This is a genomic window from Nostoc sp. (assembly GCF_036918015.1).
In the GTDB taxonomy this organism is placed as follows: domain Bacteria; phylum Cyanobacteriota; class Cyanobacteriia; order Cyanobacteriales; family Nostocaceae; genus Nostoc.
The window spans coordinates 128,816-148,954 of record NZ_JBALEO010000063.1 but is presented as its reverse complement, the minus strand read 5'-3'; the positions used below and the strand labels follow the sequence as shown (position 1 = coordinate 148,954).

Below are 20,139 nucleotides of genomic sequence, written 5' to 3'. Positions count from 1 at the left end.
AGCACCTGTACTCTCAACAATTGCGTAGGTTCAGAAATAGGAGTGAGTTCTAAACCAAAGGCTTGAGCTTTTTTCTTCAGGTTATTAAGTAGGCGCTCTCAATACTGTTACTCATAAATCAATACTTCAATTAAGCCTGAAAGTCAGGTAAACTAAGTATTATTCCCAAGCATGGAAATTAACTGTGGTACATCTCAAGGATTTATCACTATTGTGTCCAACAATACAAAGTAGTTATTTTGTTTACTATTTTTGCCAATGCGGATTAATGCACATCTTGGATATTCTATAGCAATTGCACTAGTTCATATTTTTATTCTGCAACACCAAATGCTGCTCTTTTTTCCTAAAAAATCGCCGATACAATTCACAACTTGCGATCGCTTTAGATCCAGAAAGTTTAATCAACCCCATACTGCTTAACTTGTGAGTAAGGATGGGATCTAAGAGAATAGCTTCATTAGCATTCAGAACGTTATCAAAAGCTTGTGCTAACTCAGGCTGTTTTTGCAAGGTTGCCCAGTGACGCTGCAAGTGATAAGAATAAATTTTGCTAGCAGTGGGAGCAGTTTCTAGTAGTTGCGACAGAGTTACCTCGTTTCGACTCAGATGATAGAGAGCTAAATTTACTAGTGCCGGATGTCCCCCGACCATTGCCATTAATTGTCTAGCTCCTTCTCCATCTGTCCAATTGAGTCCATAGCGTTGGGCTAACTGTTGTACCTCTTCTTGGCTAAAGTTGTCTAACTGAATCGGTAATCCTACATTGAAAGGAGACTGATTAAGTTCAAGAGGAACATAAATATCTGTTGAGTGAACAACGACTAAACGAAGCTTTTGCCAAATGGGCAGTCTTTTCGCTTCTTCGTACCAAGAACGCAACAGAGGCAGAAAATCCTTCGCTACTTGGGGATGCTCGAAAATATGGTTCACTTCATCCAACGCCAAGATCAGGGGAGTATTAATTGACTCTAGTAGATATTCTTGAAAGTAGACGGTGCAGCTAACTTTACTTCCCAAATCTTCATCCCAATACTCGTCTAACATTGGTTGGAGCTGAAGCTGGCGGGCGATATTGGCACACAACCAGCGCAAAAGTTGATTCAAGTCGCTCAGAATTGTCTGCTCGACTTGTTCTAGATTCAAGCTGATAGTGCAGTAACCCTGGTGCTTGGCATAGTCAAGAATCCTCAGCGACAGTGAAGTTTTGCCCATTTCTCTGGGAGCTTTGATCCTGATTAACGCTCCTGGTTTCTTAATTTCTTGATAGATTTGCTCCTCAAGGTAAGAACGTTTGAGGTAAAAGGGAGAGGCGAGAGCAACTGAGCCGCTGGGGTAGGAAGGTGACGTATCCTGATTAACTGTGGGGGGAAATTGCGTCAGGTCTTCTTTCAAAAGTTTTGTATTTGGAGCTGCTTCAACGATGGCATAAGATTCCAGCAGCACCTGACAGTTTTTCTTGGTCACGCGCTGGCCAATGACCTCAGAAAGTCGCCCAAATAACTCTGGAGCAACAACATTGGTAAAGTACCCAGGACTATAACCTGCCTCTATAGCTATTTGGTTATAAGTTTTATACTGCCAAATCCCACGCAGAATCAGATTTTCGGTGGAATTAAGGGGGCGATTGTGGCTCTCAATTAGCAGGCGATCAACAATCTCAAACAGACTGTCAAGGTTCATAGAGATTACAGACAAATGCTACTAATAAAGATAACAGTAAAGACAACAGGAGTTACGCAAGTAACACAATATCTGCCATTTATTAGTACAATAGTATTGTTTAGACAAATTAAATTATCCAGAAGGATAGACCTCTTCTTTCACTTTCCAGATTAAACAAAAGTTTCGTAAATCAAACAAAAATAGATTCATAAATACGGTTCTGAACTCTCAATTTTCCCTGTTGCTTGACTACTAGCCCTGACAAAAGCAATTCTCTTTCCTCTGAACTATCAACTGCAATAATTTCTCCTTGGTGCAAAATTTGCCGATAGAGTTCTAGTAGCCGAACGGATTGTTTACTTTTGAGAAGGCGATCGCGAATGGTTCTTAAATGCTCTGGTTCATCCTGTGATTCCCAATTGTCTATTATCGACCCTCGCACCAAATTTTCAATCCATTCGGCTTCTCTATTGGTATAAATAGGAGATGAAGAATTGCGGATAAATTTACAGAGCTTTTGAGTCAAAAAGGGCTGGCCATTAGTCCACGCTAACACTTCTTTTAAGACTATTTGAGGATTGCTCACTTTCTCAGTCAATCCTTGAAGTAGAGGTTGCGCTTCATGCTCTTTAAACCCTTCTAATTGAATGGTCTGACCGATGTTAAAAGGCGTTCTTTGGTGGTCATTAATTAAGTCACCAGGGGTAGTTACTCCAAAAAGAGCAAAGGTTAAACGTCGATACTCTGGATTAATACTACGCTGATTATAGCAAGAGCGAATTAGCGCAAAAAAGTCATTAACTGGGAATTTTAAACTTAAGAAACTATCAATTTCATCGATAAAAACTATCAAGTTCTTAGGTATAGTATCATTTTCTTGAGCAACTTCAACTAGCAAAACTTCTTCAATAAATTGACTCAACCTCTGAACCGGAGAAATATCTCCTTGCTCTTGCCACCAAGTTTTTAGATTAACCTTTTTTAACAAACCAAAACTTCGCCATAGCTCTACTGTTAAGCCTTTGTACCATTGCTCAGGCGTGACGTTTTCGCTACCAATGCGGGTCAGATCGATCGCCCCGCAGCTAAATCCTTCATGCCGGAAGTGATGTATCATGCGTACCATCAGACTTGACTTGCCCATCTGCCGAGGATTGAGAATGTAACAAAATTCCCCGCGCTTCAACGCCTTGTAGAGATAACGGTCTGCTGAACGCACAACATAAGTGGGAGCATCCATCGGCAAACTTCCTCCCACTTGATAGTCAAAGGTAGAGGGTTGTTCGCCACTTTTGAGTAACTCGTTTTCAAAGAGCAGTTCGGCTTGGGTGGCTTTGAGAATTTCTAGGGTTTGTGAGAGTTCTTGAGTGCGCTCTTCTACTCTCATCTCTAGATTTCGGTTATAATCTTCTAACTGTCCGTAGAGACGAGCATTTTCAATGGAGATAGCAGCTTGAGCCGAAAGAATTCTTAAAACTTCAATGCGATCGCTGGTAAATGCATCTGTGGTTAAATTGTTTTCTAGATATAAAATACCACTTAGTTTGCCTTGATTTAACAAAGGAGTACAGAGAATCGATTTTGGTTGAGTGGCGACGATGTATGGATCGCGGATAAACTGTTCTTCAACGGTTGCGTTATTAAGTACTACATTTTCTTGAGTACGGACAACATAGTTCACGATCGCAGTTGGTAGGATAGGTGTCTGGCGATCGCTATCTACAGAGTCAATGGGAAGCGATCGTAGTAGAGTCACATCATCAGAATCTACTGTACTTTCAGCTGCGATTACCCATTTATGATCTTTTTCCAGTATCAGAAAACCTTTTTGGGCACCGCCATTTTCAATTACTGTTTTCATTAACTTAGCCAGCAGCTGGTCTAGTTTAATTTCGCTAGCTAATATTTGAGAGGCTTTAGTAACTGTGACGATATCAAGGGCTTGAGGATTTGTACTAGCAGTAGATTCAGTTGTATTAATGCTTTGATTTTCTTTTCGGTCGTTTATATCCATTAGAAACTGTGGGTACTCTAATTCTAGGGCTTCAGCTTTGGCTTTTGCACCCCAGCGACTGTAACAATGATAGGCATTTTTTAGATAAAGTCGTCCTATCTCTTCTCTACCCAGAAAAAGATAAAATTCTGATGCGCGTTCGTAAGCTATGGCTTCTTCATGAATAAATTCTGATTTTTTAGCGCCTTTAATTGCTTTTTCATAAAGTTCTTGAGCTTGCCAATTTTGTCCTAATATTCGTGCTTTCTCTGCTTCGACTAAATCGTATTTATTTTGAAAATTAGCGGGGCAATGACCAGCCCATATTTTCATATCCTGCTGGTTTTTTTCTACTTTTTCTAAAATATTTTTTTGTGACTCTGAATTGGAATTATGATAGTGAGCGAGAAAGGAAAGAGAAGAGTAGAAATTATGTTGTGGTAAAGTTACATGTGAGCCAATATTTTCAATATATTTTTCTGCATTAACTGTATTATCAAAAGCTTGGTATAAATTTTGGAAAAGATAGTGAGCTATTGTTTTGTTTAAATAGAAAGTGAATAGTAGCCACACGTTGCAAGTTTCAATATACTTTTTGATATTGTTTTCTTCTTGTTGTCGAGAATATCCAATCAATACAAATTCTTTATTATTAGATTTTACTGTAAAAATAGTAATTATTTTTTGATATATTTCTATATAATCAATTAAGTATTTTTGATTACTTTTTTTTAGAAAATTGCTATATTTGATTTCATCATTCTCAACTTGTTTTAAATCATCTCCTCCAAAAAACTTTGTTAAGCAGTAATCTAGACATACATAACCAGAATAATCATATTCTCCTTTATTAATTCCTTTCTGAAAAGTACTTAGCAATTTATTTCGTGCTATTTGTTCTTTAAGAAATATTTTCCAATGCCAAATAAATCCATAATATACATGAATAGTTAGAGATTCTGTTTGAGGTATATCAAATTTATTTAGCAACTTGATAGACAACTCTCCAAACTTATATCCATAATTGATATCTTTTATTACTCCACACAGAAGTAGTCCATAAAAACTATAGGTAACAGCAACTTGGGGATAATTTCCATATTTAACACAAATATTAAGTAGAGTTAATATTACTTGAACCAATAACGAAAAGTTTGTAGTAAACGTAGGCGCTATCATCTGCTGTAATATTTGTATAGCTGCTAGTTTGTATTTGTCTACTATTACAGGTAAATTTGCTAAATCTTCATTATTCTTATCTTGAAAGAATGATTTAATACTTTTCTGTTGTTGTTCAATTTTTTCATATATATCAACAGGTTGATTAGAGATATCTATTCCTAGTTTTGATAAAATTGTAAGAGCACTATTTATTGCGCGATTACTATCTAATATGGCAAAATAATACAGTATCTTTATTCTATAAACTTCGACTAAATCGAGAATATTTTTAGCTTGTTTTATAATAGCTTCTGAAAAATCTTCAATTTGTTCAAACTTATTATTTAAGTAGAGTAATTCTAAAGTTTCTACATAGATTTCTAAAGTTAATTTATACTGTTGTTCCCAGCTATTTGCTGCTAATAATCCTAAGCAAGTTTCTAAATATCTTAGAGCCGGTTGATAAGCTGTTGATGCTTTCGCCTTTTTCCCAGCTTTAAGATTTAATTTGGCTAAATCATCTCTTTCCGAACGCTCAGTAATTAATTCAACTCCTTCGTTTAGTTGATTGACAATATCAAAAATATTTTCCTCTAATTTATTTTTTTGAGTATTTTCGAGTAGGAGACGACCTATTTGCAGATGAACTACTTTCTTCTCTTCTTCTGGAATTAAAGTATAGGAAGCTTGCTGAACTCTATCGTGCAAAAATTTATAGGGGATATATTTGGGAATTTTGGGAATAAAGCCATCAAATATTTCAGAAGTCTCCCTTGATAGTTCTTCCTGATTCCAAAGCAAAGGTATTTTATAGTCATTACTCAAAGGTAAAATCAAACCTGCCTCTAGTGCTGCTTGAAGTTCTCTAGCTGTAGTTATTTGAGATTTATTATTAACCACGGAAAGAACTTCTAAGTTAAATTGATTGCCAATACAGGCAGCTAATTGCAAAACTTTCTGATTTCTTTCATCTAATTTTGCAATTTTAGCAATAGTTAAATCAACAACATTGTCAGTATTTTCTACCTTTTTGATATCCTCAATATTCCAGTGCCAACATTTTTGATTATAGTCAAATAACAAAAGGTTTTCTCGATACAAAAGATGGAGTAATTGAGTTAAGAAAAAAGGATTTCCTTGAGTTTTATTACTCACTAACTCTGCTAGAGCTTTTGATTTATCTATCGATAAATTGAAAATATCGGCAATTAATTGGTTGATATATGGAATTTCTAATGGTTGCAGTAAGATATTATTGACAGTAGTACTGTCTTTTTTAATTTGATCTAAGATTTGTATTAAAGGATGAGTCGCATCGACTTCATTATCTCGGTAAGCCCCAATGAGCAATATATATTGGCTGTCAGCATCAGTTATTAATAACTCAATTAACTTCAGAGATGCTAAATCTGCCCACTGTAGATCGTCTAGAAAGATAACTAAAGGGTGTTCTTTTTTAGTGAAGACGCGAATAAATCTTTGAAAAAATAAATTAAATCGATTTTGAGCTTCAGTTGCTCCTAATTGCTCGACTGGCTGCTGTTTACCAATAATCTGTTCCAATTCAGGGATTACATCGATGATAATCTGAGCATTAGGCTCCAAGGCTGCTAAAAGTTGCTGTTTCCAAGTTTGTAGTCTCGCTTCAGTTTCGGTAAGTAACTGTCGTATTAAGTCTTGAAACGCTAAAGTAATCGCTGCATAAGGAATGTCTCGCTGCAACTGGTCAAATTTTCCGCTAATAAAGTACCCTCGCTGGCGTAATATTGGTTTATGAACTTCATTAACCAAAGCAGATTTACCAATTCCTGAATAACCAGAAACCAGCATCATCTCACTGCTGCCTTGACTGACTCGCTCAAAAGTAGTTAATAGTTGTGTGATTTCTTCTTCTCTACCGTAAAGTTTTTCGGGAATAACAAAGCGATCGCAAATATCTTGAGTTGCTAAATCAAACTCGTCAATTTGCCCTAAACTCTCTAAGCGATCGCGACAGATTTCCAAGTCAGCTTTGATTCCCCAAGCACTTTGGTATCGTTCTTCTGGGGTTTTTGCCAACAATTTCATCACAATGTCTGAAACGGCTTTAGGTATTGGTTGAGACGGTAAGTTTAACGTTTCTAGAAGTTTATCTGGAGGAACAGGTTGTTGAGCAATATGACAATGAACTAATTCTATAGAATCACTGATAGCAAAAGGTAGTTGATTAGTTAGCAATTCGTAAAAGGTAGCACCTAAGGAATAAAAATCGCTGCGGTAATCTATTCCTCGGTTCATTCTTCCAGTTTGCTCTGGGGCAATATAAGCTAAAGTTCCTTCTAATCGTTCAATATTGCCAACTGTCTGAATTTCCCGAGATAAACGAGTAGAAATGCCAAAGTCGATGATTTTCAGTTGTTCTGTTTCTGGGTTATAGACAATATTAGAGGGGTTAATATCTTTGTGGATAATATTGGCTGCGTGAATAGCAGCCAAACTTTCAGTAATTTTAATAGCAATAGAGATAAATTCTTTGAGAGTAAATTGACGTTGATTGGCTATTAATAGTTTTAAAGATTCACCGCCAAAGTCTTCTAAAAACATGATTAGACTATTTTTATACCGCTGCAAATCATATGCGTTAATAACTCCTTCGGTATTTAAGGAGCGGGTAACTTCATATTCTTGCTTGTATCGAGTTAATTCTGAAGGAGTTGGGTAGTTTTCCTTGAGAATCTTTAAAATAACGGGTTGATTATCAGGCTTGAGAATAGCTCGATAGACTAATGAATTAGCACTTTCATAGATTTTTTGGCTAATCTGATAATCTGCTTTAATGTTATCTGGCTGTCGGTTCATATGAAGCTTGATAAAGTCCCGGAATACTTTTTATACAGGTTTTCCAGGATTTTATCATAACCTCTCAATTTTAGGTCACAGAAAAGTATCTACTTGAGTAGTTATTTCAGGAAGTAACTTTCTAAATTAAGTGCAACTGAGTGGAATATAGGGATAGGGAGGCTTAAAATAGTCCACATCTATTAAATATTTGTCATTGGCCTTTCTATAAAAGGGAAATTTACTTTTCCCTGGCTCTTCTTCAGCGCCCGCCCATGTTTTTATAGCTTCTATATCAGCACCAGAAGGTATTGGAGGATAGGGGATAACAATATGATAACCTACCCAAGGTTTTTCATGGTTGATTATAAGTTCTTTGATGTCACCCTGAAACTTACCCCAATCTACCTCTAAACTATGCAGCATAGTTATTTCACCTGTACTGAAAATAGGTTGGGAAATTTGGTGGTATTTCTTATCTACTGTTTGGTAATACGCTTGTCCAGCTAATAAGAGTGATAAACTAATTCCTTGCCAACTTCTGCTGCTAGGTAAAATTAAAAATCTTGCTTGATCCCGTTTTTCTGAATAATCCTTTAAAGGAGAGTAAAAGGAGTTTCCCGGATCGGGGTAGTCAGGAGGTTCTGCCCCACCATACATAAAAATCTCTCTAGCTATAAGACCATCTAAAATATCAAAACCATAGTTAGGGTTATTAATATCCTTTTTATAGTTAATAATGTCTTCCCATTCACCAGCAATAAATTTATCCCATAATTTATTCTCTTTTGCTTCTAAATAAGACCACCAAGTTTTAGAAATCAGCTGAGAGATTTTTCGGCTATATAATAGAGTTCGTATCGGATGATAAAAATTAGTTATTTCATTTTGTTCAACTTTTTTAGTTTGAAGGCTAGATAATGCATCGAAAAAACCTTTTGAAAAAATGACTCCTGATGAAGGCAAATATGAAGAAATACTCTTGCCATCGCCTTTTTTTGGATAATCTTGAAGCTTGTCTATTGTCTGCTGGTCAAGGGAATACTTATTAAAATTCTCTGATTGAGTATTTTCAGATCCATCACCTCTTTCTTTCGCTACTATAGTTGTAACTATATTTTTACCTTCTCTCTTTTCTTCACCAGGCTTCCTTACTTCTAATATCTGGTAAACAGTATTGGCTTTATACCACTGTCCTTCTATTGATTGTTCTGGATTAGGGGCTGTTTGAGGATCAATATCAATTGGTAGTTTTACTGTATTCGACCCCTTCATTGCATCAGTTAAATCAGTTGATCCTTGCGACATTATCTTTTCCTCCTATATAATCTATAATTCAAGACAAATTGTAAAAACGGCGAGGATTATCCCAAAGAATATTTTGCACAGTTTCTTTCGATAAAGTTTTCTCAAGCTCTATCATTTCTGTAATGATGTTCGGCTTATGATCCATATGGGGATAATCCGAACCAAAGATTAAATTGTCCGTGCCAATATATTCAATCACCTGAGCCAGTAATGGTTCTGAAGGCTCTATGGCAATAAAGCACTGGCGACGAAAATACTCTGATGGCTTGATTTTGACATTATCATGAATTGTATCCTCCCAAGCTAAATTTTCATACTCTTCATCTAGTCGCCATAGCCAGTAAGGAAGCCAGCCACAACCGGACTCCAGAAAAGCCACTTTTAGTTTTGGATGACGTTCTAATACCCCTCCTTCAATCAAGGCTAATAAAGCCATCATCTGTTCCATCGGATGAGAGCAAGCGTGGGTAGCAAAACGAGTGTTAAACCTTTCTGTACCTGTAGTTGGCAAACGACTGTGAGTCCCTTCATGAATGCCTACTGCTATGCCTAATTGTTCGCATTCTGTCCAAAAAGGCTCGTAAGCAGAGTCGCTCAATAGTCTTCCTTTGACGGGGTTAGGGCGTAAAAACACCGCTTTCCAGCCAAAATCGACAATTCTATGCAATTCATGCACCATTGACTCTGGTGCGTGCAGATTAATTGCTCCTACACCCTTCAATCTATCTGGATTGTAGCTGCAAAAGTCTTTTAACCAATTGTTATAAGCGCGGGTAAAAGCGCCAGCAACTTCCGGTTGCATAGTATCAATCGCCCAAAGCCACAATCCATAAGTTGGATAAAGGAATGCCAGATCGATCCCCATCAGCACCATCTCTTGAACGTGAGACTCGACATTGTAGCTTTGGAAATAAGCATTAGGATGAGCTTGCATCATTTGCTTATTCGCCTTATCTCGAACTTTCCTAGAGACTTTTTTTACAATGTCTTCCCCTTGAATTTTCATGTCTGCTGAGGGAGCAAACTGTTTAAATTCTGGTTCGAGATACTCAGCCCACATACTTGGAGGTTCAATAACGTGGGAATCCGCATCAATAATCAAATATCCTTCGAGCATAATCTGCTATCTCAGTTGCTTTAAAACTCTCACTCCCACTGAAATAGTTTCCTTAATTCATCCCCAGGAATAATTGTTGTCTGGAAGGTGTACTTATTATTTCTCAGATAGCGCTTATCCTGCTTGAGAATCTGCATAAATTCCCTATGACCTGCGCGAGTACGTCCAACAAGACAGCCTGCACTTGCATAGGAAATATCATTACGACGATAGTCGAATCCCCAATGTTGGTCAATTTCAAATATTCCCGTCTCGGTTTTATCGCCAGTGCGGATATAATCTTTGTTTTTGTCTCGATAGACTGTAATTGGTTGTACCTGAACTAGTGCTTCATGAGGGTCTGAACCACTACCGTAATGAGTGCCTACTTGCCAAGATTTATACTGTCCAAAAGCAATACGTGCTGCTCCACCTCCACTCGAACTCATTGTATTTTCCGTGTAGTAAGTACCTGGTTCGGTTGTTCCTTCCCATTTACCTCTAATAATCGGTTTACCATCAATAATTTCTAGTATCATCCGCAAATCATTGAAACAGTTCGGAGCATCATTGTTTAACTTACCATCGGGATCTAAGCCTTCAACATAGACAATGTTGTATTTATTCGCTTCAGTAGCAATCCGGTATCCTTTTGATTGCATATATTTAATAATACTACTAGCTAAGTCATTACTTAGATTTAATTTAGGTTGAGGTAAGTCATTGGGTGATATTTGTAGTAATTTGCTGGCTGCTTCTTTACCCAAAAAGTTTTTCTCTGGGCAATTGAAAGTTTCTTCAAATTCGATTAATGCATCCGTGGAAAGGGGGCCAAAGCTGCCGTCAGCAGGTGGTTCCAAAAATTTCAACGAAATTAGCACCTTTTGGATATCTTGGGCTAATTCTTTGTCAGCTGCGATCGCATCGAAGCCATATTTCTGGTCGAGGGTAGCAAAGTATTGGAGTTTCATAATTAAAAAACCTAGTTAATAAGTTGGTAGATTATGTACATATATCTAGGATGATTTAGTGGCTAGGTAAAAATTATAAGTTTATGCAATCAACGAACCTTTAACGAATGCAACTAAATCGTCAAACGAGCTATTAAAGCGATTTCTGTCAACAAAGCCATTGACACCTGCGACAGTACCACTTTCTGTATACTGCCAAATAGTCCATCCTTTTCCACCCCAATTGTTAGCTGGAACAGTTGGTTCGGGTTTATCTGTATAGTGAGCTAACCACAAAGGATAATTGATAAAAGCTTGCGATTCTTTCATATATTCATTCCAAAAGCTAGGACTGCTGTAGATTATCGGTTTGCGACCAGTGGCTGACTCGACTTTATCTAACCATTGTTGGACAATATCAATTCGCTGATTCAGACTAACTTGTTGCCATTCTGAGGCAATTTTTTCTGGATAATGTTCGATATCTAAAACGGGCGGTAAATCACCTATTTCCAAATCTTGGATTTGTTTCAAAAAGTTGTCTGCTTGTAATTTGGGGTCTTTTAGTGGTCGAAAGAAATGATATGCACCCCGAATTAATCCGGCAGCTTTCATACTTTTCCAATGTTTTGCAAATTGACTATCTACGAAGGTTTCACCTTCAGTTGCTTTGGCAAATGCAAAGGAAATATCGCTGTTTTTGACTGTTTGCCAATCAATTGAGTCGCCATTATTGCTGTAAATATCGATACCGAGTTCATTCTGTCTCGCACCAACCAAGAAAACATCAACTGCATCACTGCTAATTTGTTGTTGATTCGCATCTAACCCATTAGCAACTATCCGACGTTTACCCGCACGATTGAAGGGATAACTAATTGTCCAAGTACCGTCATAAACTCCTGTTTCTCCTAGTTTAAACTTATCATCTGCGAGTAACTCGACTTTAGTGACTCCATTATCAGATATACCTTGAAATGCGATCGCTTCACCGAGTTTTATGTGAGAAAGATTAGTTGGGAGTGTGAACTTAATAGACATAAGATTTCTCCAATAGATGTCTTGATGCGTAATGAGTGAGGAATCAAAGCCAATATCTTTTTTGATTACGTCTGTAGTAACTACATCTAACAGTAATCCTATGAGTAAGTTTTTTACTTTACAACGTTTCTCAACCTCGACCTGTTACATTGAAATCTTTAGAAACAATACCAAAAGCAGCGAGTCCTCCAGCTGTCACATATTTACAGACCTGAACGAAAGGTGCTTGTTCGCCACCAAAGGTTTTAGGTGAGAATACTACAAAGCCACTGAAGGAGACGATTATTGCAATCGCTGTGGTTTTCCAATTTTTAATGAATGCTACTTGAATGGATGAAGATGTCGAATTTTCGATTGAATCTTGGAGTGATGGTGATTTTGGTGATTGTGACACGTTTTACTTCCTGTTGTAATTCATTTTTTAGTTATACATTGCCTCAGCTTCAATACTTTCCATCTCTGCTGATTCAAATTCCAGACCCTCTGCCTCTACTGGAGTAAATTGTTCCAGAGCTTCGACTGTGTAGGTTGTCATGATTTTCTCCTTTCAGAATGTGATTTTTGTTGTTTAGAAGGTGTTGTTGAAAGAAAGTTGTCATTAAATAGGTTGAGAAATTATGCCTTGAGCAAAGTTTTCTTCTTCGCGTTTATTTCCACCTGATTTAATTTAATATTAGTTTTTCTCTTAGCTGTGAAACTCATAAAACTCATCCCAGAACTCATAGAAAAACTCATCAAAAATAACATTATTCAGTAAGGAGAACCTCACATCCACATAGGAAAAGAGTTGAGTTGCTCTTGTGTCAGTGGTTTTTGCAACCAACCCATTTTCACCGGAACTTCATAAAGCCGTCCGGGTGCTAACCTTTTCCACATATGGCGCATTCCCGGAACGATGACTTTGGCAACTCTCAGTCCAATATCGGGACGAGTCTGATCTAAAACCAGCATTTCTAAACCGTTGTTCTTAACGATTTGTTGACAGAGCTTGACATCTTCGAGTAAATCGTCACTTGCAACTTCGCAATAATCGCCACTGACTTTAGCAGCAATTCTCTGGCTTGGAACTAAATAAGGTTGATCGCTTAAAGTTACGGTTTTCCACCAATCTAGAGCCAAGCCATCTGCTGACGGGGGATATTGAGTACTTCCATCAGCTTTGGCAAATAAAACGTTAGGTAAAATTTGGTTAACTTCAGTCAAGGCTCGACTAATAGCAATCTTGGCATCGAAATGAGCGCCATAACCCAAAACAATATCTTCTACAGAGCGATCGCTTCTTCGAGTCACAGCAGCAAACACAGGAATATTCAGATCGCTGGTAATATCTAAAACCCAAAGTTCCCGATTAATAGTTTGATAATATTGCTTCAGGCTTTGAAAATAAGGCTCGTCGAAACTATCTAAATCCACTTGCGGCTTTTGCAGAGAGTTATACCACCACAACGCCACAGCATCCCGTTCTACTAACTCCATAAACCCTTGCAGAATAGCTTCTTCAAGAGTATTACCCGCCGCACATCCATTAGAATCAGCCCAACAGTCAGGTTTATAGTCCGGTCGATAGCCATAATAGCAGTAAGCCGTTGGCAGATACTTAAATTCCTGATGGGTTAAAGACCAAACAGGAGTCCAGTCAATTTCTCTTTGTTCATCAAAAGGTTCGGGGACTTTTTGAAACCAACCTTGACACTCAACATTCCATTGCTCTCTATTCTGATATTGCTGTTGGCTGAAGTTCATACAAACATTGGGATGGATCGCCTTCTCTCCCATTTGTTGGTAAATGCCTTTTTCTCTAATTTCATACCCTTGAAACACCCCAGAATATCGCTCAATTGCTTCGCAAAAACCACTAGCCATCGCTTGAGAGTCAGTCCTACCTTTCCCCGCACTTCTACCCCCCAAATTTTGGCGCAAACTAGCGCAATCGTCGAAAAAACTGAGAAAATGATGTTTAGCGATGTAATTATGAGTTAATCCATTCCCAGGAATTTTATTTAGTTCTCGCACAACGCCAGTAATGGGGCTAATATGATGCTGATATTTCCTGAGAGTTTCTTGTGGCGAACAAATACGGTGTCCTCCATCGACAGTAAAGGTTTTCTGGCGGTGTTCTAAAACAACAGGTAGGGGATTGTTGGTTAACCCATTTACCATCTCTCCACAACTAGAACATTGAGGACGCTTCACCCAACCATGATTTTGAGTTTGCAGTGCGATCGCATCGTAAGCAATCAAATTGCTTTCTAATTGTTGATTTTCCCCTTGGACAATCCACTTAAACACCTCTGTGGCTACCATTCCTAAAGCGGTTTGTACTGTAGATGGCAAAAATCCTAAAGGAGGAATTAAAGGGGAAGAAATTTGCTTCTGTCTCTCAATAAACCCTTCAATCGGTCTATTCTCTCGCAAACGCTGGGCTAAACAGTTCCAACAACCTGTTTTCTGAGGATTAAATAAAGGGCCGATCCAGACTATTGTCCCTAACGGCTTAACAAGTATCCAAGGAGTTTGGGATTTTAAGGCTTGTTGATTAAACTTCTCTAGCTCAACATTGAGATAATCATCGGTTAAAACTACTGTCAAATCACCTTCGTCTGCTACTTGAATTTGGAGAGACTCAAGCACAGCAATCAAGTCAGATGCAGCAACCGAACCTAATGTTTTGACTGCTACTTTAGTCGATTGCAATCTTTGATGGGCTACTGTGGGAGAAATATTGAGATGATGGCAGAATATGTCTAAGTGCGATGCCAGAGAGTTATCTTCTTGAACAACATAGCCCTTTTGTTGCATTTGTAATAAAGCATATTGGGCTTTAATACTCACATTGAGAGCTTCTTGAAAGAAGGTGGTAGCTGACTGTAAAGATTTTAGGTCTTGCAGTAGCGACTGTTGAATGGTATCAATAATTTCGTCAATATTGCGATCGCCATCGATTAAAGTAGCTAAACTACAAGAAACGCGATCGCTTAACCAGACCTTTTCTCTTTCGGACAACAAAAATACATTGTCTACTTCTATAGTTTTAACAGAATAACAAGGGTTGAATTGGATTTGAAGTTGCATTGAGCTTTATTAATTATTTATTTACTAATTAAAATGTCATTTTAGCAGAGTTACCTTGTAGTTAATTTTTATTTTTTTAGTTTGATTAATTGGTTCTAGCCTATCTAAATTATTTTTACATAATTTCTTATTAAAATCATTTTAAAAGCTAATATAAAAACTCATATAAAAACTCATAACTTCTTATAAAAAAGCGTAAGGATTCAGGTGGCAGAGTATTGACAAAGGGAACACTTGAGGAGGATCATCACAGATATGAAGGAAAACCTGCCTCAAGAATTAGACCGAGAAAGCTTGAACCAAAAACAGACACAACCGAATGTTCATGTGGATGAAACGCCTTGGTCAGTGAAAGGGATCAAAGAATGGTTGTGGGTAGTTGCAAATTCTGATTTCTGCTTGTTTACTGCTGCTGACACTCGTTCACGATCTGAATTAGAAACAATTTTAGGGACTAGATATACAGGGGTACTCAGCAGCGACGATTTTAGTGTCTACAATGGTTATGCAGTGAATGACCAACAAAAATGCTTGGCTCATTTACGCCGTCACTTCAAAAAACTAATTATACTTCCAGGTCTTCACAACCAAGCTATTGGCGAAGCGTTTGTTGATTTAATTGATGAAGCATTTAGAAATTACGCTCTTCGGGTTCGAGACTCTTGACTCCAACAGCTATAACGATTGGGTCAATCAATTCAAATCCAAGTTGCAACAAACACTCAATCAGTGGATTGACTTAGCCGGAGCTACAGCAGGAAACCTTTTACGTTCTTTACGGGATAAAGCCAGCCAATGGTGGTATTTCCTTGACAACCCTGAAGTCCCTCCTGACAATAATCAAGCCGAACGCTCGCTTCGTTTGGCTGTAACAAAACGTAAAGTTAGTGGTGGCTCTCGTTCAATGGAGAGGTTTAAACACACTGCCTATCTGTTGACGGTGGTGCAAACCTGCCGTCGTCAAAGTCGGTCTGTGATTGATTTTTTTGCACAAGCACTACTGGCTAATTCCAATAATTATCTGTCTGTCCCATCCCTGCTTCCTAAATATTAGACCTGAATCCTTACGCTGAAAAATCAGTTACTACTGCATATCAACGAGGAATTCCTGTTAGTATTTACAGACTGGGACGGATTTCAGGACATAGCAAAACTGGTGTTTGTAACACTAATGACCGTTTATACAGAATGATTAAAGGCTTTATCCAACTTGGATGTGTGCCAAATGTAAACACTATAGTAGACATGACTCCAGTGGATTATGTGAGTCAGGCGATCGTTCATATATCAAAGCAGAAAAAATCACTCAATCAGATATTTCATTTATCTAATCCTAATCCTAGTCGCTCATTCCAACTGTTTAATTTTATCCGTGAGTTTGGTTATCCACTCCAGCTAATGTCCAACAACCAATGGCAAACAGAGCTACTCAATGCTGCTGAGCTTTCCTTGGACAATCCATTGTATCCACTTATACCTTTTTTTCGCTAGCAACGAAAATGCTAACGAGAAAGAGGAATTATTAAGTGCGACAATTGCCCGAACCTAAAAGCTAGTTTTGTATTGATGAGTAAGTGACAACCTAGTTTTAAACAATTAAAAAAGGAGGAAATTACATGGAAACTCTAAATAAAGAAGCAACAGAAAATCAGATTTCCCGTCAACAAAAGTATCTACATGAATTAATAGTACGCTATACCAAACACACAAAGACATCAAAACAAATGACCCAAGCCTACCGCTCTGTTATGGCAGATAACAGAGTTTCAGGAGGGTTCAGTTTTCCTCTAAAAGAGATGTTTTATCCCATTGTAGGTAAGCGCTCTTTAGGCTCAAGAATTTGGGATATTGATGACAACGAATATATATATCTCACGATGGGGCTGGGAGTAAATCTTTTTGGTCATAACCCACTTTTTATCAAAAAAGCTTTGGAGGAACAACTGGAGCTAGGCATACAACTAGGACCGCAATCTGAGTTTGCTGGTGAGGTAGCCGAGTTGATTTGTGAACTAACAAAGATGCAGCGAGTAACCTTTAGCAATACAGGTACAGAGGCAGTGATGACGGCGATTCGCCTTGCACGAACAGCAACAGGTCGCAACAAGATTGTCTTATTTTCTGGCTCTTATCATGGTCATTTTGATAGCGCTTTAGTTGAGGCACAAATAGTAGACGGCAATCCAATTACAGTGCCAATTGCTCCAGGAATTTCGCCAAATATTGTAGAAGATATTTTGGTTCTAGATTACGGCAAGCCAGAATCACTAGATGTGATAAAAGCTCATCAGCATGAATTAGCAGCTGTTTTAGTTGTACCTGTGCAAACAACGCGACCTAATTTACAACCTAAAATATTTCTTCAACAATTACGGCAATTGACAAAAGAAACAGGAATAGTGCTAATTTTTGATGAAATGGTTACGGGTTTTCGTATTCATCCAGGTGGCGCACAGGCTTGGTTTGATGTTAAAGCAGACATAGCAACTTATGGCAAGATTGTTGGCGGTGGTATGCCCATTGGAATTATTGCTGGTAAGGCTGCTTATATGGATGGTATCGACGGCGGAATGTGGAATTATGGAGATGAATCTTACCCGCAAGCAAAAACAACAGTTTTTGCAGGCACATTCTGTAAACATCCATTGGCGATCGCTGCTGCACGAGCTGTACTGAAGCATTTAAAGACTCAGGGAGCAGTTCTCTACGAGGAGTTAAATCAACGCACATCGCAATTTATTCAAGCCTTGAATACTTACTTTGCAGAACAAGAAATACCTATTAGGATGGCTAATTTCGGCTCACTCTTCGGGCCTGCTTATTCAGAAGATTCTACACCTTCAGAAAACTCTTCAGCCTCAGATAGCATGGCTTTGTTACTATATCACCTGTTTGACAGAGGAGTTTATCTCCTTTCGCGGGGAGGTGGTTTTCTATCAACAGCCCATACAGATGATGATATTAATTACATAATTCAAGCAGTCAAGGATAGTGTTGAAGAATTACAAATAGGTGGTTTTTTACCTGTTCCTGCTGACAAATTAGCCAAAGCATGAAAGTAGCTTCAATTAATAGTAAATAACTTCAATAGGTTTGCATATTTTCTTGGATTAATCCTTATGTCTGCAACAAAACTGCATTTGAATTACGATGTTTATGCTCGGATATACAACGAGCGCAATGGTCAAAGTTTGTGCGAGATGGCATTACAGCCTTTAGAAAAATTATTGCTCCCACATCTTTCCCCAGGAGCACATATTCTTGACCTCTGTTGTGGGACAGGGCAATTAGCACAACAGCTAAACTTGAAAGGCTACAAAGTTACTGGAATTGACATTTCGGAAGGCATGTTAGACTATGCCCAAAAGAATGCACCAGATTGTTATTCCAGAACAGAAATTCAAGCGGCTTTAGAAAGTGTAGGGTTTAGAGATATAAAGGTCTACGACGCAGAACTTGACTTTGATATACATGATTGGGGACCAGGCAAAGCTTACTTTATTGGGTGCAAACAGCCAACCAAGTTAGTGGAATTCTTAGGTTGATAGATTATGTGGATGCCTAAGCCAGGTAGGCTTGAATACACATAGTCAAATTCCTATCAATGCATAAGTTCTGAGTATAGCCCTTTCAAGGTGGTGAAATTTGGCACGAAAATTGGTTATTTCAACCTTCACAAAAACCAAAATCTGGGTGGAGAACTCAGGATGATAGCACTGAAACAACGTATCTTCGTTTGTCTGAAAGGGCTAGTTCTGAGTAAATAAGATGCGTTCGCCCTGTCCGTGGAAGCTGTTGCTCGTCTTGGCGGCTTTAGAACATCAAAGCAAAACACCAATTGGCATCCAGGTCTTTGTGGCACGCCTGGTTATTGCACGACCTCGGTGTGTCGCGTAGCGCCTCGTAGAGAAGGTTGGCAGGTTGATAGAGAGACTTAACGAGAAAAGTCAGGTTTTAGTTGCACCTCTCATTAAATCCTTTTTGAGAAAATTATCTAATAGCTGCTAATCTAGTGAGAAAGATTACTTTAAAAGTGTGCAACTAGAGATGGCTGGTATCTTATCAATCAAAAATATGGATAAAATGTTTGAAGAGACAGCTATCAATGAGAATCTGCATCATCAAGCTGAAAATGATATCATTTTGAACTATTCTGAGTCTATTGGTAAAGGATATTGGCAGCGAACTTTCCTGCCTGATGGCATTTCTATAGATATTGAAAATAGTAAATTTTTAGACCATATTATCGTGGAGGAACCACCTGAAGAGGGATGGCCGGAAATAGGTTTTCGCCTATCGGGAAACCGTAAATTGTATACAGGTGAGGTGATGCAAGGTGGTCAAAACTTCTTGTGCTTGTCGGATGTCGGTTGCGGAGGTAGAACAGAGTGGGCTGGTAATCAACGACACCTGAAGGTTGATATCAACCTCACGCCGGAAATGTGGGCCATGTTGATTAATCAACACTTAGAATACTTATCTCCACACCAGCAACTTCCTCTTTTCGGGGCTAAAAATGCACCCAACTACGAACTGCGAACCACTACACCTGTAATGCAGTCGGTGTTATACCAGATTCTCAATTGTCCCTACCGAAATTTTATCCGAGAGATTTATCTACAAAGTAAGGCACTGGAACTTGTGGCATTGTGGCTGGCGCAAGAACTAGACTATCGTCAGGTGAATCAATCCAAAGTCAAACTTTCCCCAGATGATATAGAACGTATTTACTATGCTAAAGATATTCTCATTACTAATTTGCTTCATCCGCCAACATTGCTAGAACTCGCACGTCGAGTTGCTGTTAATGAACGAAAACTGAAGGAGGGTTTTCGTCAGATATTTGGGACTACAGTTTTTGGCTACCTGAATGATTATCGCATGGAACAAGCTAAACAAATCTTGACGGAGCAAAAATTGACTGTTGCCCAAGTTGCCCATGCTGTTGGCTATTCTCACCTGAGTCACTTTGCTGCTGCCTTTAGAAAAAAATTTGGGGTGAATCCCAGTGCTTATAGACAAAAATAGTCCTTCTA

The 20,139-nt window shown here is 38.3% G+C and carries 12 protein-coding genes and 1 pseudogene; 5 read left to right on the top strand and 8 right to left on the bottom strand.

What is annotated here, in order from left to right; translation table 11 throughout:
• Positions 1 to 300: 300 nt before the first annotated feature.
• The 8 genes from V7K61_RS15645 to V7K61_RS15610 all read right to left on the bottom strand — a co-directional run bounded on the left by V7K61_RS15645 (position 301) and on the right by V7K61_RS15610 (position 15,103).
• A complete protein-coding gene (locus V7K61_RS15645) occupies positions 301 to 1,683 on the bottom strand; it encodes an AAA-like domain-containing protein (protein WP_335054414.1) in 1,383 nt (460 codons plus the stop codon).
• 172 nt (positions 1,684 to 1,855) lie between these two features.
• Positions 1,856 to 7,657 (bottom strand): AAA family ATPase, encoded by a 5,802-nt coding sequence (locus V7K61_RS15640; RefSeq protein ID WP_335054412.1) that lies wholly within the window; start codon positions 7,655 to 7,657, stop codon positions 1,856 to 1,858.
• 126 nt (positions 7,658 to 7,783) lie between these two features.
• Complete coding sequence (locus V7K61_RS15635; RefSeq protein WP_335054410.1) at positions 7,784 to 8,944, bottom strand: hypothetical protein; 1,161 nt, start codon at positions 8,942 to 8,944, stop codon at positions 7,784 to 7,786.
• 28 nt (positions 8,945 to 8,972) lie between these two features.
• Positions 8,973 to 10,061 (bottom strand): amidohydrolase family protein, encoded by a 1,089-nt coding sequence (locus V7K61_RS15630; protein ID WP_335054408.1) that lies wholly within the window; start codon positions 10,059 to 10,061, stop codon positions 8,973 to 8,975.
• Between the two features lie 29 nt (positions 10,062 to 10,090).
• A complete protein-coding gene (locus V7K61_RS15625) occupies positions 10,091 to 11,011 on the bottom strand; it encodes a peptidoglycan-binding domain-containing protein (protein ID WP_335054406.1) in 921 nt (306 codons plus the stop codon).
• Between the two features lie 81 nt (positions 11,012 to 11,092).
• Positions 11,093 to 12,031 (bottom strand): glycoside hydrolase family 25 protein, encoded by a 939-nt coding sequence (locus tag V7K61_RS15620; protein WP_335054404.1) that lies wholly within the window; start codon positions 12,029 to 12,031, stop codon positions 11,093 to 11,095.
• A 130-nt stretch (positions 12,032 to 12,161) separates the two neighbouring features.
• The gene (locus V7K61_RS15615) at positions 12,162 to 12,425 is read right to left on the bottom strand and encodes a hypothetical protein (RefSeq protein ID WP_335054402.1); all 264 of its coding nucleotides are present in this window, start codon (positions 12,423 to 12,425) and stop codon (positions 12,162 to 12,164) included.
• Positions 12,426 to 12,796: 371 nt separating this feature from the next.
• Positions 12,797 to 15,103 carry a TOMM precursor leader peptide-binding protein gene (locus V7K61_RS15610; protein ID WP_335054400.1) on the bottom strand — a complete coding sequence of 769 codons (2,307 nt, stop codon included), beginning with the start codon at positions 15,101 to 15,103 and terminating at the stop codon, positions 12,797 to 12,799.
• 234 nt (positions 15,104 to 15,337) lie between these two features.
• Here V7K61_RS15610 and tnpC point away from each other — a divergent pair.
• The 5 genes and pseudogenes from tnpC to V7K61_RS15585 all read left to right on the top strand — a co-directional run bounded on the left by tnpC (position 15,338) and on the right by V7K61_RS15585 (position 20,131).
• A pseudogene (tnpC, locus tag V7K61_RS15605) lies at positions 15,338 to 16,157 on the top strand (IS66 family transposase).
• A complete protein-coding gene (locus V7K61_RS15600) occupies positions 16,151 to 16,594 on the top strand; it encodes an SDR family oxidoreductase (RefSeq protein WP_335054479.1) in 444 nt (147 codons plus the stop codon). The pseudogene tnpC and the gene V7K61_RS15600 overlap by 7 nt, the downstream one beginning before the upstream one ends.
• 125 nt (positions 16,595 to 16,719) lie before the next feature.
• Positions 16,720 to 18,159, top strand: coding sequence for an aspartate aminotransferase family protein (locus tag V7K61_RS15595; RefSeq protein WP_335054398.1), 1,440 nt, complete (start codon positions 16,720 to 16,722; stop codon positions 18,157 to 18,159).
• Positions 18,160 to 18,222: 63 nt separating this feature from the next.
• Complete coding sequence (locus V7K61_RS15590) at positions 18,223 to 18,648, top strand: class I SAM-dependent methyltransferase (protein ID WP_335054397.1); 426 nt, start codon at positions 18,223 to 18,225, stop codon at positions 18,646 to 18,648.
• Positions 18,649 to 19,150: 502 nt separating this feature from the next.
• Positions 19,151 to 20,131: a helix-turn-helix transcriptional regulator gene (locus tag V7K61_RS15585; protein WP_335054395.1), complete on the top strand. Its 981-nt coding sequence runs from the start codon at positions 19,151 to 19,153 to the stop codon at positions 20,129 to 20,131.
• The last annotated feature ends 8 nt before the right edge of the window (positions 20,132 to 20,139 follow it).

Excerpts from the sequence above, each read along its gene's own strand:
- V7K61_RS15630 (WP_335054408.1), bottom strand. The coding sequence starts at position 10,061 with ATGCTCGAAGGATATTTGATTATTGATGCGGATTCCCACGTTATTGAA.
- V7K61_RS15640 (WP_335054412.1), bottom strand. The coding sequence starts at position 7,657 with ATGAACCGACAGCCAGATAACATTAAAGCAGATTATCAGATTAGCCAA.
- V7K61_RS15645 (WP_335054414.1), bottom strand. The coding sequence starts at position 1,683 with ATGAACCTTGACAGTCTGTTTGAGATTGTTGATCGCCTGCTAATTGAG.
- V7K61_RS15635 (WP_335054410.1), bottom strand. The coding sequence starts at position 8,944 with ATGTCGCAAGGATCAACTGATTTAACTGATGCAATGAAGGGGTCGAAT.
- V7K61_RS15610 (WP_335054400.1), bottom strand. The coding sequence starts at position 15,103 with ATGCAACTTCAAATCCAATTCAACCCTTGTTATTCTGTTAAAACTATA.
- V7K61_RS15590 (WP_335054397.1), top strand. The coding sequence starts at position 18,223 with ATGTCTGCAACAAAACTGCATTTGAATTACGATGTTTATGCTCGGATA.
- V7K61_RS15595 (WP_335054398.1), top strand. The coding sequence starts at position 16,720 with ATGGAAACTCTAAATAAAGAAGCAACAGAAAATCAGATTTCCCGTCAA.
- V7K61_RS15620 (WP_335054404.1), bottom strand. The coding sequence starts at position 12,031 with ATGTCTATTAAGTTCACACTCCCAACTAATCTTTCTCACATAAAACTC.
- V7K61_RS15585 (WP_335054395.1), top strand. The coding sequence starts at position 19,151 with ATGGCTGGTATCTTATCAATCAAAAATATGGATAAAATGTTTGAAGAG.
- V7K61_RS15625 (WP_335054406.1), bottom strand. The coding sequence starts at position 11,011 with ATGAAACTCCAATACTTTGCTACCCTCGACCAGAAATATGGCTTCGAT.